Source organism: Nocardioides sp. Root140 (assembly GCF_001426745.1).
In the GTDB taxonomy this organism is placed as follows: Bacteria; Actinomycetota; Actinomycetes; order Propionibacteriales; family Nocardioidaceae; genus Nocardioides.
Genome location: NZ_LMFI01000010.1, coordinates 542,617 through 557,473 on the forward strand (window position 1 = coordinate 542,617; position 14,857 = coordinate 557,473).

General features: G+C 68.1%; 12 protein-coding genes. 2 read left to right on the forward strand and 10 right to left on the reverse strand.

Annotation, left to right across the window (positions count from 1 at the left end; translation table 11 throughout):
* Positions 1–12: 12 nt before the first annotated feature.
* The 10 genes from ASD30_RS13015 to ASD30_RS13060 all read right to left on the reverse strand — a co-directional run bounded on the left by ASD30_RS13015 (position 13) and on the right by ASD30_RS13060 (position 13,520).
* Positions 13–1,140: an MlaD family protein gene (locus ASD30_RS13015; RefSeq protein ID WP_056681892.1), complete on the reverse strand. Its 1,128-nt coding sequence runs from the start codon at positions 1,138–1,140 to the stop codon at positions 13–15.
* Positions 1,140–2,468 carry an MCE family protein gene (locus ASD30_RS13020; protein WP_056681894.1) on the reverse strand — a complete coding sequence of 443 codons (1,329 nt, stop codon included), beginning with the start codon at positions 2,466–2,468 and terminating at the stop codon, positions 1,140–1,142. Before ASD30_RS13020 ends, ASD30_RS13015 begins: the two co-directional genes overlap by 1 nt.
* Positions 2,465–3,505 carry an MCE family protein gene (locus tag ASD30_RS13025; RefSeq protein ID WP_056681897.1) on the reverse strand — a complete coding sequence of 347 codons (1,041 nt, stop codon included), beginning with the start codon at positions 3,503–3,505 and terminating at the stop codon, positions 2,465–2,467. Before ASD30_RS13025 ends, ASD30_RS13020 begins: the two co-directional genes overlap by 4 nt.
* Complete coding sequence (locus ASD30_RS13030; protein ID WP_235532585.1) at positions 3,502–4,518, reverse strand: MCE family protein; 1,017 nt, start codon at positions 4,516–4,518, stop codon at positions 3,502–3,504. Before ASD30_RS13030 ends, ASD30_RS13025 begins: the two co-directional genes overlap by 4 nt.
* The gene (locus tag ASD30_RS13035) at positions 4,518–5,525 is read right to left on the reverse strand and encodes an MCE family protein (RefSeq protein WP_056681903.1); all 1,008 of its coding nucleotides are present in this window, start codon (positions 5,523–5,525) and stop codon (positions 4,518–4,520) included. Before ASD30_RS13035 ends, ASD30_RS13030 begins: the two co-directional genes overlap by 1 nt.
* A complete protein-coding gene (locus ASD30_RS13040) occupies positions 5,522–6,814 on the reverse strand; it encodes an MCE family protein (RefSeq protein ID WP_056681906.1) in 1,293 nt (430 codons plus the stop codon). The genes ASD30_RS13035 and ASD30_RS13040 overlap by 4 nt, the downstream gene beginning before the upstream one ends.
* Positions 6,811–7,665 carry an MlaE family ABC transporter permease gene (locus tag ASD30_RS13045; RefSeq protein WP_082563818.1) on the reverse strand — a complete coding sequence of 285 codons (855 nt, stop codon included), beginning with the start codon at positions 7,663–7,665 and terminating at the stop codon, positions 6,811–6,813. The genes ASD30_RS13040 and ASD30_RS13045 overlap by 4 nt, the downstream gene beginning before the upstream one ends.
* Before the next feature lies 1 nt (position 7,666).
* Positions 7,667–9,472, reverse strand: coding sequence for an ABC transporter permease (locus ASD30_RS27970; RefSeq protein WP_442938237.1), 1,806 nt, complete (start codon positions 9,470–9,472; stop codon positions 7,667–7,669).
* A gap of 317 nt (positions 9,473–9,789) precedes the next feature.
* A complete protein-coding gene (locus ASD30_RS13055; RefSeq protein ID WP_056681908.1) occupies positions 9,790–11,052 on the reverse strand; it encodes an ATP-binding protein in 1,263 nt (420 codons plus the stop codon).
* A gap of 332 nt (positions 11,053–11,384) precedes the next feature.
* A complete protein-coding gene (locus ASD30_RS13060) occupies positions 11,385–13,520 on the reverse strand; it encodes a PA domain-containing protein (protein WP_056681911.1) in 2,136 nt (711 codons plus the stop codon).
* 151 nt (positions 13,521–13,671) lie between these two features.
* Between ASD30_RS13060 and ASD30_RS13065 the strand changes: the two genes are divergently transcribed.
* Both ASD30_RS13065 and ASD30_RS13070 read left to right on the forward strand, forming a co-directional pair.
* Positions 13,672–14,430: an arsenate reductase/protein-tyrosine-phosphatase family protein gene (locus ASD30_RS13065; RefSeq protein ID WP_056681915.1), complete on the forward strand. Its 759-nt coding sequence runs from the start codon at positions 13,672–13,674 to the stop codon at positions 14,428–14,430.
* Positions 14,431–14,443: 13 nt separating this feature from the next.
* Positions 14,444–14,851, forward strand: coding sequence for a VOC family protein (locus ASD30_RS13070; RefSeq protein WP_056681918.1), 408 nt, complete (start codon positions 14,444–14,446; stop codon positions 14,849–14,851).
* Positions 14,852–14,857: the final 6 nt, after the last annotated feature.

Genomic DNA, 14,857 nt, shown 5'->3' on the forward strand with positions numbered 1-14,857 from the left:
TGGACAAGGCCATCATTCCCCCATGAGTTCGGCCAGAGTGGAAGGAACACGCACGCTCGTCGGTCCGCGCACGTTGGCCCCGCTGCTCGGTGCGAGCGTGCAACCCGCGTTGGTGTTGAACTTCTTGCCACCTGACGTGTCGAGGCCGGGGCGCACCGTCGTGTCGCCGTACCCCGTGGTGCAGGGCAGCGGGTCGAAGTAGGTCTGCACGAGTCCCATCTCCATGCCACTGGACTTGGTGATGGCGTAACCGACGCTGAACGCCTCGGGCATCCTGATCAACGCATCCTCGACACCGGACGCGTTGACGCCGAAGATCTGCGCGGTCGAGACCAGGTTGGCCATCAGCGCACCGATCGGGCCGCCGACCTCGTTGAAGAGCTTGCCGATCTCCTGCGAGGCGGCCGGGGTGGCGCCGATCAGGTCACGCAGCGGCTTGTCGGCGTCCTTCAGCCCGCCGGCGATCAGGCGGAGGTTGCGGCTGAACGCCTTGATCGACGCCGCCGACTCCTCCTGGGTCTTCAGCACGATCGTGGAGTTCTCGATCAACCCCTTGGTGACCAGGAAGTTGCGATCCGCGCTCTCGGCGAAGTCCTTCGAGGTCTGCACCAGCCGCGGCAGGTTTCGGTTGGCGCCCTTGGAGAAGTTGTAGGTCTCGTCGATCACCGTGGTGAGTGCGTCCTTAGGCACCGAGTTCACGAACTCGTAGCCGGTGCGCAGCAGCTCGTCGATCGACGGCGGCAGCGAGGCGTCGGTGCCGACGATGCGGTCGCCGCTCTCGAGCTTCGGGCCGTCGGTCGTCTCGGAGCTGAGGTTGATGTACTGCTCGCCGATCGCGGAGCGGTTCGACACCTGAACCTTCACGTCGGCCGGGATGTCGGGCGCGTCCTTGTTGATCCGCAGCGTCGCCTCCACGCCGTTGTCGGTGACCTTGAGCGACTCGATCCGGCCGACGGGTACGCCGCGGTAGGTGACCTCGCCGTTCTCGAAGATGCCGCCGGCCTGGGGCAGCGCCACGGTCACGTTGTACGACGACTTGAACGGGTCGAGTCCGACGTACCGGGCGCTCAGGTAGGTCGTGGCCAGCAACGCGATGATCACGAACGCCAGCACCTGGATCTTCATCCGTGCGGTCAACATCACTGATCACCCTCTCGGGGTGCGAGGGACGAGTCCGCCTGTGGGGACGACGAGTCCGTCGGGTCGGACGGCGAGGGGTCGGACGGCGAGGGGTCGGACGACGTGGTCGGGTCCGAGGACGACGGGTCGGACGACGGCGACGGGTCGGACGACGGGTCAGTCGGGTCTGCCGAGGGCGTCGGCACCGTCATCGTCGGTGTCGGGATGCCCGGTGCCGGCGAGTTGGTCGGCTCCAGCAGGGTCGGTGGTGCGTTCGTGTTCAGCCCCGGCGACGTGCGGGTCGCCGGTGCGGTGCCCGACACCCGCGGCCACACGCACCCGATCGCGTCGCAACCGGCCGGCAGGGTGCGGAAGTTGGTCGTGATGAACACGTTGAGGAAGTCGCCCTTGATCGCGCCCAGCACCGAGTCCGGGAACGGGTAGGTGAGCAGCATCTGCAGGGACTCCGGCAGGTCGGAGCCCGACTTGGCGAGCTGGGCCAGGATCGGCTCGAGGCTCTGCAGGTCGGCGACGATGTCGTCCTGGGCGGCGTTCAGCGTCTCGACGGTGACGTTGGAGAGTGTGTCGAGCGAGCTGAGCATCGCCACCAGCTGCTTGCGCTGGTCGACGATCACCTGCATGCCGGGGCTCAGCTCGTTGAGCGCGTTGGTGATCTTCTCCTTGTCGCCGTCGAGGGTCTCCGACAGCCTGGCGAGTCCGTCGATGGCCGCGGTGATCGACTCCTTGCGGTCGTCGAGCCCGGTGACGAAGGTCTGCATCTGGCCCAGGAACGCCTTGATCTCGCCGGGTCGGCCGGTGGAGATCTTCTGCAGCTCGCGCGAGATCTGCTGGAACTTGTCGATGCCGCCGCCGTTGAGCACCATCGACAGGGCACCGAGCACCTGCTCGACCTCCGCGGCCTGCGAGGTGGCGGCCAGGCCGAGGTTGTCGCCGTCACTCAAGGAGCCAGAGGGGCCGGATGTGGAGGCGGCCGGCCGTACGAGGGCGACGTACTTCTCACCGAGCAGCGAGGTCTGCGAGAGGCGGGCCTGCGTGCCGGCGGGCAGGTCGACGTCGCTGTTGACCACCAGCTCGACGTGGGCGCTGTGGCCGTCGTCGTTGAGGGTGATCTCCGAGACGCGTCCGACGGCGACGTTGTCGACCTTGACGCTCGACTGCGGCACCAGGTCGAGGGCGTCCTCGAAGTCGGCGCTGATCTTGATCGGGTCGTCGCCGACGTCGGCGCCGCCGGGCAGCGGCATGTCGTAGGCGCCGCCGCTGATGCCGGAGCAGCCGGCGAACAGCAACACCGAGGAGGCGGCCAGGGAGCCGAGGGCAAGACGCTTCATCGGGTCTCCCCCACTCCGGGCAGCAGGTTCGGCGGCGCGTCGGAGGACGTCCGGCTGTCGAGGCCGTTCTTCGACCACAGCGTCAGCTCGTTGAGGTTGCCGCGACCCTGCAGCGTGTTGGACTTCGGGTCGTAGGCCTTGAGGTAGTTCTGCAGCACCAGCGGGATCAGGCGCACCGACTCCTCGAGCGACTTCTTCTGATTGACCAACACCTTGGTCGGGCCGACCAGCTGGCTGACCGACGACTTCAGGTTGCCGCGGTTGTCGCGGATGAAGTCGTCGAGGATCACCAGTGCGTCGCCCAGGTTGGTGACCGCCGTGGTGAGGTCGTCGCGGTCGTCGGCGAGGTAGTCGGTGACTGCCGCGAACTGCTGGTTGACGTTGCCGACGGTGCGGTCGTTGGCGACCAGCATGTCGTTGAACTTCTCCAGGTTGGTGACGGTCGAGAAGAAGTCGGTGTCGGTCTTGCTCAACGTGGCGGTCGCCTTGCTGAACTCGCTGATCATCGTGTTGAGGTTGGTGCCCTGCCCGTCGAGGTTGGCTGCGGCTACCTCGAGCAGGTCGGCGAGCGCACCGTCCTTGTTGGCTCCCTCGGGACCGAGCTTCTTCCCGACGTCGTTGAGCGACTTGTAGAGGTCGTCGATCTCGACCGGCACCGCCGTGCGCTCGCGCGGGATCTCGTCGCCGGACTCGAGCTTGGCGCCCCCGTCGTACGGCTCGGTGAGCTGCACGAAGCGGTCGCTGACCAGGGTCGGGGCGACGATCACGGCGGCGGTGTCGGCGCCGACCTCCTGGTCCTCGTCGATCTCCATGCTGACCCGCACGAGGTCGCCCTCGGGGTCGACCGCGGTGACGTGGCCGACGGGTACGCCGAGGATCTGTACGTCGGAGCCGGGGTAGAGCCCGACGGTCGACTCGAAGAGTGCCTCGACCTTGGTGGGCTCGGGCTTGAACCAGGCCTTGGCGCCGACCACGATCGCGGCCGTGACCAGTGCCAGGGCGATCACGATGACCGCGATCCGCTTGACGAGCTTCATCGTCCGCCTCCCGTGGCCGGCGAACAGTTGCGTTCGACGTCGTTGTCGAGCAGGGGTGCCTGCGAGGCGTCGAAGAGCCCGCAGATGTAGCTGTCGATCCAGCGGCCGCTGCCGGTCGCGGAGGCGAGCACCCGGTAGTAGGGACCGAGTCTGGACATGGCTGCCTCGAGGTTCTGCTGGTTGCGGTTGAGGATCTCGGAGACCTTGTCGAGCTTGGCCAGCGCTGGGCTGAGCGTCTTCTCGTTGTCCTTGACCAGGCCGCGCAGCTGGGTGCCCAGTGCTGTGGTGCCGGTGAGGAGGTCCTTGACGGTCTGGCGGCGGGTCTCGAGCTCACCGAGCAACGCGCTGCCGTCGGTGATGATCTTGGCGAACTCGGCGTTGCGGTCGGCCAGCGTGCCGGTGACACTGCTGGCCGACTGCATCAGCCCGGCCAGCTCGGCGTCGCGGCTCGACAGGGTGCGCGACAGGTCGGTCAGCCCGGTGACGATCGAGCGCACCGACTGCGGGGTGTTGCGGAACGTGTCGCTGAGCACCTGGAAGCTCTTCTCGAGCTGCTCGGTGTCGATCTCGTCGACGGTCGTGGAGAGGTCGGAGAACGCCGCGTTGACGTCGTACGGCACGGTGGTTCGCTCGACCGGGATCGGCTCGTCGAGCTCACCGCTGCCGAGCGGGTCGATCGAGAGGAACTTCTGGCCGAGCATCGTCTTGACCTTGATCGAGGCGGTGCTCTCGCTGCCGAGGTCGACGTCCTTGACCCGGAACTCGACCTCGACCACCTTGCCGTCGAGCGAGACGTCGGTGACCTCGCCGACCATCACCCCGGCGACGCGCACCTCGTTGCCGGGGCGGATGCCGCCGGCCTCGGCGAACTGGGCGGTGTAGGTCCTGCCGCGCAGGCCGGGAAGGGCCTCGGCGTAGAACGCGCAGAGGAAGACCAGGACCATGGCGGTGATGCCGACCAGGGCCAGGACCACCTTGTTGCGTTCGGCGAACGCTGTGCGATAGCGCGTCATCATCGGCACCTTCCGGCGATCGGCTGGGCTCCGAGGTCCCCGTAGTAGCCCTCGGGCATCGGGATGCGTCCTTCGATGGAGCAGAGGTAGAAGTTGACCCACGAGCCGTAGCTGGCCGCGCGTCCGATCCGGTCGAGCTTGGTCGGCAGGGTCTGGAGGAACTTGTCGATCACCGGCGCCGAGTCGTCGAGGTTCTCCGACAGGTCGCCCAGCGCGGAGATCGCACCCTTCAGCGGCTTGCGTCCCTCGTCGAGCAGTCCGGCGACGCTGGTGGTCAGGTCGCCCAGCCCGTCGAGGGTGTTGCCGATCGTGACCCGGTCGCCGGCCAGGCCGCTGACCAGCTGCTGGAGCGTGGTGATCGTGGTGTCGAGCTGGCCGGACGGGTCGTTGAGCGTGGTCAGCACGTTGTTGAGGTTGGTGATCAGGTCGCCGATCACGGCGTCCTTCTCGGCGATCGTCGAGGTCAGGCTGGCCGTGCTCGACAGCAGCCCGTCGACCGTGGCGCCCTCACCCTGGAAGACCGCGATGATCTGGTTGCTCAGGTTGTTGACGTCCTCGGGGTTCAGCAGCTTGAACAAGGGGCGGAAGCCGTTGAACAGCATGGTCAGGTCGAGCGCCGGCTCGGTGGCGTCGGTGGAGAACGTGTGGCCCTCGCTCAGCTTCTTGCCCGGCTTCGTGGGCAGCTCGAGCGCGATGTAGCGCTGGCCGACCACATTGCGGAACCGCAGCTGCGCTGTGGTGCCCTCGGTCAGGTCGACGTCGTCGCTGACCGTGAAGGTCACCTTCGCCAGCCGCTTGTCGGCCACCTCTACGTCGGAGACCGTGCCGATCTTGACGCCGGCGATGCGGATGTCGTCGCCCTTGTTGAGACTGGTCGCGTCCTCGAACATCGCGCTGTACTCCCGCGAGCTGCCACCGGAGTCGTTGCGAATCGTGGAGGCCAGGATCGCGGTCGCGAGCACGGTGACGATGGTGAACACCAGGCTCTTGATGATCGTGCTGGTCATTGGAGAACCACCTTCGTGTTCCGCAGGGCCGGGCCGAGCAGCAGGCTGGCCCAGTCGGGGTAGTCCTCGGGTGCGAGCCCCTGCGTGGGCGCCATCAGCTCGGCGATGAGCTGGTTCTCCGCCGGGGAGTTGGCCTCGCCGAGTCCCCGCGCACTCGGCGAGACCGACAGCTGTGCCGGTGCGATGCCGGGCGGTGCCGAGATCGCGTCGGGCTCGCCACTGGCCCGCGGCCTCGTGGTGTCGCCGGTGATGTAGGGGCAGCGCGCCTTGCCACCGGTCGAGAACGTCGGGGCGTCCTTGCCTGCGAGGTACTTGCCCCGCGAGGGCTCGATGTTGAGCCGCACGTGCAGGCCCGGCTCGTCGGTGCCCTTGCCGAGCACCTTGTCCATCGTGGGGATGAAGTTGCGCACCGCGCGGAACATGCAGGGGAACTGCGAGGCATACGGGCGTACGGCGCCCAGGGCGGCACGCGACTTGTCGGAGAGGATCTCGATGGTGTCCTTGTTCTGGTCGAGGAATCCGTTGCTCGCGTTGGCCGCCGTGATCACGTTGGTGTAGACGTCGCTGAGCTGGGTCTGCTGGTCGACCAGCGTCTTCGAGGTCACCGTCATCGTGTTCAGCGCGTCGAGCAGGTCGGGGAACGCGTCGTTGTAGCCGTCGGCGACCGTGGCCAGCCGGGCGAAGTCCTGCGTCATCTGCGGCACCAGCGGGTTGAGCTTCTCGAGGTAGGCGCCCCACTGCGTCATGGAGTCGCCGATCGCCTCACCCTGCCCGGCCAGCATCGCGGAGAGCTCGCCGAGCGAGGCCGAGAGCTTGTCGGGCTGCAGGGTCTGCAGCAGCGGCAGCAGCTTGTCGAAGAGCTTCTCGAGCTCGACCGCCTCCTGCGACTTGTCCTGCTCGATGACGTCACCGTTGGAGAGTCCGTCACCCGGTGCGCCGGCGGCCGGCATCAGGACGACGTACCGCTCGCCGAAGAGGGTCTTGGGCAGCAGCCGGGCCAACGTGTCGCTCGACAGCGTCTTGGCGGTGTCGGGGTCGAGCGAGAGGGTCAGCGTCGCGCCACTGTCGGTGGCCTCCACCGAGGAGACCCGGCCGACGGGCACGCCGTGCACCTTGACGTCGGAGCCCTCCTGCAACGCGTTGCCGACCGCGCCGGCCTCGAGCTTGACGTCGACGGTGTCGGTGAAGGCCTTGTTGTAGACCATCAGTGCGACCACGCAGAGCAGCAGCGCGAGCGCCAGGGAGCCGAGGCCGAGGCCCACGTCGGTGAGCTTGTAGGGGCGCTTCATCCGGCGATCCTCACGGTGGTCGTCGTGCCCCACATCGCCAACGACAGCACGAGGTCGAGGACGGCAACGGTGACGATGCTGCGGCGTACGGCGGTGCCGACGGCCATGCCCACCCCGGCAGGTCCGCCCTGGGCGGTGAAGCCGAGGCGGCAGTGGATCAGGATGATCAGCACCGAGAAGATCAGCACCTTCACGAACGACAGCAGGATGTCGATCGGGGGCAGGAACAGGTGGAAGTAGTGGTCGTAGGTGCCGGCCGACTGCCCGTAGAAGTAGACCGTGATCAGCCGTGATCCGGCGTACGACGTGAGCAGGCCGATCATGTAGAGCGGGATGATCGCGATGAAGCCGGCGATCACCCGGGTGGTGACCAGGTAGGGCACGCTCGGCACTGCCATCACGGTGAGGGCGTCGACCTCTTCGTTGATCTGCATGGCGCCGAGCTGGGCCGTGAAGCCGGAGCCGACGGTGGCCGACAGCGCTAGGGCCGCGACCAGCGGGGCGATCTCGCGGGTGTTGAAGTAGGCCGAGATGAAGCCGTTGAGGGTCGAGGTGCCGATCTGGTCGAGGGCGGCGTAGCCCTGCATGCCGACCACGGTGCCGACGAAGAGCGTCATGCCGAGCATCACGCCGATCGTGCCGCCGATGACGGCCAGTGCACCGGAGCCGAAGCTCACCTCGGAGAGCAGCCGCAGGATGTCGCGGGGGTAGCGCTTGAGGGTGGCCGGGATCCACGCCATCACCGCGCCGTGGAAGCGCAGGTCGGCGCCAGCGTTGGCGATCGGCTTCAGGATCCTGTCGAACCAGCGCGGCTCCCGCACCTTGCCCCGCGTCGCGGTGTGTTGTGCCATCTCAGGCGCCCTTTCCGGGGAAGAGCTGCAGATACAGCGTGGTGACCACGAAGTTCACGAAGAACAGCAACAGGAACGTGATCACGACGGACTGGTTGACCGAGTCGCCGACGCCCTTCGGGCCGGGCGCGGTGTTGAGCCCGCGGTAGCAGGCGATGACGCCGGCCAGGAAGCCGAAGATGACCGCCTTGAGCTCTCCGACGTACAGGTCCTCGATCTGGGCGAGCGCGGTGAAGCTGGAGAGGTAGGCGCCCGGGGTGCCCCCCTGCACGATGACGTTGAAGAAGTAGCCACCGAGCACGCCGACCACGGAGACGAGCCCGTTGAGCAGCACGGCGGCGCCCATGCAGGCGAGCACCCGTGGCACGACCAGGCGTTGCACGGGCGAGATGCCGATGACCCGCATCGCGTCGATCTCATCCCTGATGGTGCGGGCGCCGAGCTCCGCGCAGATCGCGGCACCACCTGCCCCGGCGATGACGAGCGTGGTCACGATCGGCGCCGCCTGTTGTACGACGGCCAGCACGCTGGCCGCGCCGGTGAACGACTGCGCACCGATCTGCACGGTGAGGGTGCCGAGCTGGAGTGCGATGACCGCGCCGAACGGGATCGCGACCAGCAGGGCCGGGATCCACGACACGGAGACGACGAACCAGAACTGCTCGATCACCTCCTTCAACGCGAAGGGGCGCCTGAAGCTGAAGCTGACCGTGTCGAGGGCCAGGGCGAAGAGGTCACCCGTGGAGTTCAGCGCACGGGTCGGAAGACTGGGACGGCGGATGGGCCGCGCTCGGTCCTTCTCCTCGTCGTCGGCGGTGTAGAGCTGCGCCGCCCCGGAGTTCACGCGTTCGCGGTGCCGCAGCCCGGCCGCACGCGGCGCCCCGGAGACCGGAGTCAGCTGGCGGGGCAGCACCTCGATGGCGCGGGCGCCGCCGCCGCGCATCATCACCGCGGTGCCACCGTCGGGACCCGCAGGCCCACCCGACATCGCCGGCTCGTAGGAGTCGGGGTCGTTGGTGCGGTGGTCGGTCTCTTCGCTCATGCCGATCGGGCCCTGCGGGTCGCCGGTCATGAACTGCGAGACGACCGGGTGGTCGGTCATCAGGAAGTCCTCGCGCGGGCCGAACATGACCAGCTCGCGGCGATAGAGCATGCCGAGGTTGTCGGGCAGGGTACGGGCCAGCTCGATGTTGTGGGTGACCACGAGCATGGTCGCGTCGGTGGCGGTGTTCACCTCGACCAGCAGCTGGGCCAGGTTGGAGGTGCGCACCGGGTCGAGACCCGAGTCGGGCTCGTCGATCAGGATGATCTCGGGGTCGGTGACCATGGCCCGGGCCAGCCCGGCGCGCTTCTTCATGCCGCCGGAGATCTCGCCGGGGAGCTTCTTCTCGGTGCCGGCGAGGCCGACGAGATCGAGGTTGGTGAGCACGATCTCGCGGATCTCGGACTCCGACTTGCGGGTGTGCTCCCGCAGTGGAAAGGCCACGTTGTCGTAGACGTTCATCGAGCCGAAGAGCGCGCCGTCCTGGAAGAGCACGCCGAACTTCTTGCGCAACGCCAGCCGCTTCGACTCCTTGGCGGTGACCATGTCGACGCCATTGACCAGGATCTGGCCCTCTTCGGGTTCGATCAGGCCCATCACCGACTTGAGGAAGACCGACTTGCCCGTGCCCGACGGTCCGAGCAGTGCCGTGATCTCACCGGGCGGAAGGGTGAGGGTGACGTCGTGCCAGATGTTCTGGCGACCGAAGCTCTTGGTGAGTCCGGTGACCTCGATCAGTCCGCCCATGGTGGTTCCCCTGCTCATCGCTTTGTCGGCGCACGCCGGTGTCGGCGGCTTCAGGTGGGCGGAAACGACCGTGGGTCCCCCGCCACGACAGACCCTGCTGTGTGGCGTGGCTCATACGCAAGCACCTGGACCCGACTGGCAGCGAATGGCTGGAGAAGTTGTCACGCGGGTGACAAGAACGGGTGGCGGCGACCTGCTGGGCACGCGCGTACGCCGAGCAGAGGGTCGGCCGCGACCGCGCGCGGGTGACAGCCCGACGGTCCTCGAGAGTTGCAGTTCGTACGCCTAGCGGCACCGAAGTGGTACGAACTGCAACTCTCGCATCACCCTCTTCGTCACGGAGCCAAGGCTCCCACGGGAACCACTGCGATGCCATCCGGTCGGCGATAGCCATATGTGCCGTTCGTGATGACCCCGAGCACGGTGGGCGCGCCACTCCTCTGACTGTCGATCGAGGCGGCGAACCGACTCAGCGACGCCGCGGCTTCATCGACGCGTTCCGGACCCAGCTTGACCTCGAAGGCGCCCCATCGCCCGTCGGGCAGTTGCACGATCAGATCTGCCTCGACTCCGTTGGAGTCCCGGTAGTGAGAAATCGTCGCCCCCAGCGGTGCCGTCAATGCTCGAAGGTCTCTGATCACCATCGACTCGAAGATGAAGCCGGCAAAGTTCAGATCCGCCATCAGCCTCTCCGGACTGGCGGCGAGCGCGGCCACTGCGAGCGACGGATCTGCGAAGTGACGCTTCGACTCCTTCCGCAATGTGGCCCTCGACCGCAAGTGCGGCGACCACGCCGGAACGTCTTCGATGAGCATCAGACGCTCGAGCGCCGAGAGGTAGTCATAGATCGTTGTGCGGGCGAGCGGCGTCTCGCGCCCATCACCTCCCGTGGTGTCACGGGCGAGCACCGAGATCTTCACCTCCGTCGCGGTGTTGCGTGCGAGCGACTCGATGAGCCGACCGAGGCGTGCCGGGTCTCGGGAAGCGCCTGCGACCGATGGCACGTCCACCTCTCGGGCATTCGCGAGGTAGTCGATGTTGCTCTGGGCGGCCGCGTCGACCGACCGCCCCAGATTGATCGGCCATCCACCGACGACGAGCAACTCCAAGAGTTTGTGGATGGAGATTCCGGGATCGCTGCACGGCGTCATCTCGCCTGACATCAGGGCTCCCACGGACACCTCTTCGGTCGACAGGCCCATCTCGAACAAGCTCATCGGGCGCATGCGGAGGCGACTTATCCGACCAGCGCCGGAGTGACGAGTCACGTCGTCGCGAGGAGTCGCGGATCCAGTGAGGACGAATTGCCCAGGTAACTGCCTGTCGTCAACTTCACGACGCACTTTGTTCCACAGCAGCGAGCCGCCGAGTTGCCACTCGTCGACGAGCCTCGGAGCAGTTCCACTCAGGATGATTGCGGGATCCACGGCAAGCGCTTCTCGCGCACCGAGGTCGACGTCAAGGAGCACCTCGCTCGCGCAGACCCGTTTCGCGGTCTGCGTCTTGCCGCAGGCCTTGGGTCCCTCGATCAGGACGGCACCGGCACTCGCCAACCTGTTCTTCAGTGGCCCGTCGATGACTCGAGGTAGGTATGCCATGCGAACCACGCTACAGTTTGAGGCCAACTCAGGCTACAGAATATGGGGGTTTCAGGCTACAAACTGTGGATCTGCTCGCAACGAGACCGCGACGGCCTAGCTGGTGCTCGTGGTCTCCGGAGCGGGCTCGGTGGGCGACTCGGTCGGCGGATCCGTGGTCGGCGGATCCGTGGTCGGCGGATCGGTGGGGCAGTCCGTCGAGGGCGGGTCGGATGGCGGGTCCGTGGGTGTCTCCGGGTCCGTGGGCGACGGGCACTCGGTGGGAGGCTCCGGATCCGTGGACGTGGGCGGGTCGCTGGGCGTGCCCGGATCCGTCGCGGGGTCGGACGGCTTTACGGGCCCGGCGGGACGGGTCGTGCCGTCGCCGTCCTTGTTGTCACTCCCCTGCTCGCGCCCGGGCTTGTGGTCGTCGGACTTCTCTGCGTCACGACCTCACCGGCCGGAACAGTCGTCGACGCGAACGTCCAGACCGACTCGGTGTGCGTGGAGAGCTCGGCCCACGGCTGCGGGTTGTCGGCGACGAACGACACCTCGACCCGTGAGTCACCCGCCGGCAGCACGGCGACTCCGGAGGGCAGGTTGTCGGTCTCCCCCACGAGCTCGCCGTCCGCACGGATCTGCAGCAGTGTGCTCATCCCGCTGTTGGTGGAGTACGACGTGCCGTGGTTGCCGTCGGCGTCGACGAAACCATCGATCGCCACCCGCGTCTGGTTTCCGGAGCGCTCCATCGGCCGGAACGTGCTCGGGGCCGCGGTGACCGGCGCCGTGCCGACCGGCTTGGTGGTGCGCCCGGCCGACTCGTAGGCGACCAGGTCCGGGTCACTGAGCGTCATCCGCAGCACCGGCGGGTGCGGGAAGAGCGCGTTGTACGTCGACTGCGGTGTCACCGTCGCGTAGGTCCACCGGGTGTCCGGGTCGGGCACGCGGTATTCGACGCGGTTCCGGGCACCGCCCCGGAACGGGTACATCGTCGAGACCGAGAAGGTGTCCTCGGGCTGGTACTGGTAGGCCGCCTCGGAGAACGTCGAGTCGACCGTCGGCTGCCCGTGGATCTCGCGCACTTGGGCGGCCAGGTCACGGTCCCGGAACACGTAGGAGAGGTCCTTCGGGATGCTGCCCTGCTCCTTCAGCACCAGGTCGTAGAGGTAGGGACTGGCGGTCTCGCCGCGCACCTCGACCCGCCCACGGGCCGCCTTCAACGCCTCGCCCTCCGCACGGTCCAGTCGCAGCGTCGGCACCTGCAGCTTGGTGCCGGTGCCGTTGGGGTCGTCGTTGTCGCCCGGCCCGTCGTTGTGCACGACGACCAGCGCCGCACCCGCCACGGCGGCCGCGTTGGACTGCTCGGCGACGGAGAGGTCGTCCGTGCGTTCGGCGACCGCGATCGCCCCGCGCAGGTTCTTGCCGGCCAGGTCCGCCGGGGTGGCGTGGCCGACGTCGACGACGCGCAGGCGGTCGTGGCCGTCGTACATCGGGAAGTCGGTGATCACGTCGGAGAACCACACCTGGTCGTAGTACTCCGGGTGCAGCGCGCGGCCGGCCACCGTCAGTTCGATGTCGGGCGCCTCGAGGCGCAACCGGGTCAGGGTCTCGAGCGCGCCGTTGCGCACCGGTGCGGCGGCCTCCATGAAGAACCGTTGGTCGAGCATGGCGGAAGGCCGGTACTGCCGGACGATCTTCCTCCCGTTCGCCGCGGTGCGTGAGTAGCCGACCTGCATCGCGCCGTCGGCATTGACCTTGGTGCGGTGGTCGGGGGTGCGGATCTCGACCGGCCGCGCCCGGCGGGCATCGAAGGTGAAGTCACGCGACGCCTCGACCGCCACCTCCGGATCACCGACGAGCGACACGTTCTGCACCGTCCGCTCGCGCGCCGTGCCGGGGCGGGCGGCCGGCATCGTGTTCACGAAGGCCATCACCGAGTAGGTGCCGGGCGGGACCAGCACGCAGGAGCTTTCCTCGAACGACTTGGTGCTGCAGGCCGCGTCAGGATCACCGGGGATCCGGCGCACGGCCTGGGTGGCGCCGGTGACCACGTCGTAGACGGTCACGTCGGCGCTGGCGGTGCGACCGTCGCGGGCGATGGCGTCGAGGTTGAGCTCGACCAGGTCGGCTGCGGTCGCCCGCGTCGTGGTCGGTGCGGTGCCGTCGACCAGGGTCGGCTCACCCGAGCCGTCCGTGGCCCGCAACGTGGTGCCGTGGTCGTCGGTGCTGACCAGCAGCCCCGGCGTCGTGCCGTCCTGGCTGCGCAGCGGCTCGATGACCTGCCGACCGTCCTGGCCGAGCGGGGTCAGTCGGACCCGGTCGCCCTGACCGAGCCCGACGACGGCGCTGCGGGACGCGGGTCCGGTGAGCCGGTCGGGGCCCGCCACACCCGAGGCGCCGCTGGCACCCGAGAGTGGAAGCTGGCCGGCAGCGGACAGTGCGGCGCAGAGGGCCGCGACGCCGATCAGTCGAGGCGTACGTCGGTTCATGGGGACTCCCGGGAGAGATGAGAAGGGGCGCGTCCTCCCTTCGTAGTGGACCCGCCAGCCATCCGAACAGCCCTGGCCGTGGCGGTGTGCGGACATGGCGTGTGCACGACATGCACGATTCCAACAATCTGGATTGATGTAATATCGAGAGATGGCTCGAGCCACGACCCTCACCCCACCGGTCACGGTGCCGGCGTTCCTGCGCCTGAGCGGGCATCCGGTCCGGTGGCAGCTGCTCAACGAGCTGGCCCGCGGCGACCGTCAGGTGCGGGAGCTCACCGCGTCGGTCGGCCAGCAGCAGAGCCTCACGTCGTACCACCTGAGGCTCCTGCGCGACGGCGGTCTCGTCACGATGCGGCGCAGCTCGGCCGACCGACGCGACACCTACTACAGCCTCGACCTGTCCGCCTGCCGCGAGCTGCTCGGAGCGGCTGGCGGTGCCCTGCATCCCGGGCTGGCCCCGCCCGGGCCCCCGCCAACGAAAGGCGGGCGCAGGAAGCCGGCCCGCGTGCTGTTCCTCTGCACCGGCAACAGCTCGCGCTCACAGATGGCCGAGGCGATCCTGCAACACCTCGGCGGCGCCGCGGTCGACGTGGCCAGCGCCGGGAGCCACCCCAAGCCGATCCACCCGTACGCCGTCCGCGTGATGCGCAAACGCGGACTCGACCTGAGCGACAAGCGCAGCAAGCACCTCGACGACTACGCCGGGCAGCGGTTCGACCACGTGATCAGCCTCTGCGACAAGGTGCGCGAGGTGTGCCCCGACTTCCCCGGGACTCCGTCGGTGGCGCACTGGAGCATCGCCGACCCGGCGGCCGAGGGCCACCCGGCGTTCGTACGCACGGCGGAGGAGCTGGAGACCCGCATCCGGTTCCTGCTGTCGGCGCTCGGGTGCCAACCAACAGAATGAGAAGGGAATCGCCATGCCTGGCACGACATCCACGCCGGACGTCGCCGATCTGGTGAGCGTCCGCTACATGGTCGACGACGTCGAGAAGTCGATCGCGTTCTACACCGAGCACCTCGGGTTCACCGTGCGCACGGACTTCGCGCCGGCCTTCGCCGACGTGGTGCGCGGCAACCTGCGGCTGCTGCTGAGCGGTCCCACGAGCTCGGCAGGCCGCCCCATGCCGGACGGCGCGCAGCCGGGCCCCGGCGGGTGGAACCGCATCCACCTGATCGTCGACGACCTCGTCGCCGAGGTGGAGCGGCTCGGCACCGCCGGGCTCACGTTCCGCAACGAGATCGTCTCCGGACCCGGCGGCCAGCAGATCCTGCTCGGGGACCCGTCCGGCAACATGGTCGAGCTGTTCCAGCCGGCCGCTCGCTGACCGTCC

What these genes read in the sequence shown, in the direction of transcription:
- ASD30_RS13015 (WP_056681892.1), bottom strand. Translation starts at nt 1,140, where the DNA reads ATGTTGACCGCACGGATGAAGATCCAGGTGCTGGCGTTCGTGATCATC.
- ASD30_RS13060 (WP_056681911.1), bottom strand. Translation starts at nt 13,520, where the DNA reads ATGAACCGACGTACGCCTCGACTGATCGGCGTCGCGGCCCTCTGCGCC.
- ASD30_RS13055 (WP_056681908.1), bottom strand. Translation starts at nt 11,052, where the DNA reads ATGGCATACCTACCTCGAGTCATCGACGGGCCACTGAAGAACAGGTTG.
- ASD30_RS13025 (WP_056681897.1), bottom strand. Translation starts at nt 3,505, where the DNA reads ATGAAGCTCGTCAAGCGGATCGCGGTCATCGTGATCGCCCTGGCACTG.
- ASD30_RS13040 (WP_056681906.1), bottom strand. Translation starts at nt 6,814, where the DNA reads ATGAAGCGCCCCTACAAGCTCACCGACGTGGGCCTCGGCCTCGGCTCC.
- ASD30_RS27970 (WP_442938237.1), bottom strand. Translation starts at nt 9,472, where the DNA reads ATGAGCAGGGGAACCACCATGGGCGGACTGATCGAGGTCACCGGACTC.
- ASD30_RS13020 (WP_056681894.1), bottom strand. Translation starts at nt 2,468, where the DNA reads ATGAAGCGTCTTGCCCTCGGCTCCCTGGCCGCCTCCTCGGTGTTGCTG.
- ASD30_RS13045 (WP_082563818.1), bottom strand. Translation starts at nt 7,665, where the DNA reads ATGGCACAACACACCGCGACGCGGGGCAAGGTGCGGGAGCCGCGCTGG.
- ASD30_RS13065 (WP_056681915.1), top strand. Translation starts at nt 13,672, where the DNA reads ATGGCTCGAGCCACGACCCTCACCCCACCGGTCACGGTGCCGGCGTTC.
- ASD30_RS13070 (WP_056681918.1), top strand. Translation starts at nt 14,444, where the DNA reads ATGCCTGGCACGACATCCACGCCGGACGTCGCCGATCTGGTGAGCGTC.
- ASD30_RS13030 (WP_235532585.1), bottom strand. Translation starts at nt 4,518, where the DNA reads ATGACGCGCTATCGCACAGCGTTCGCCGAACGCAACAAGGTGGTCCTG.
- ASD30_RS13035 (WP_056681903.1), bottom strand. Translation starts at nt 5,525, where the DNA reads ATGACCAGCACGATCATCAAGAGCCTGGTGTTCACCATCGTCACCGTG.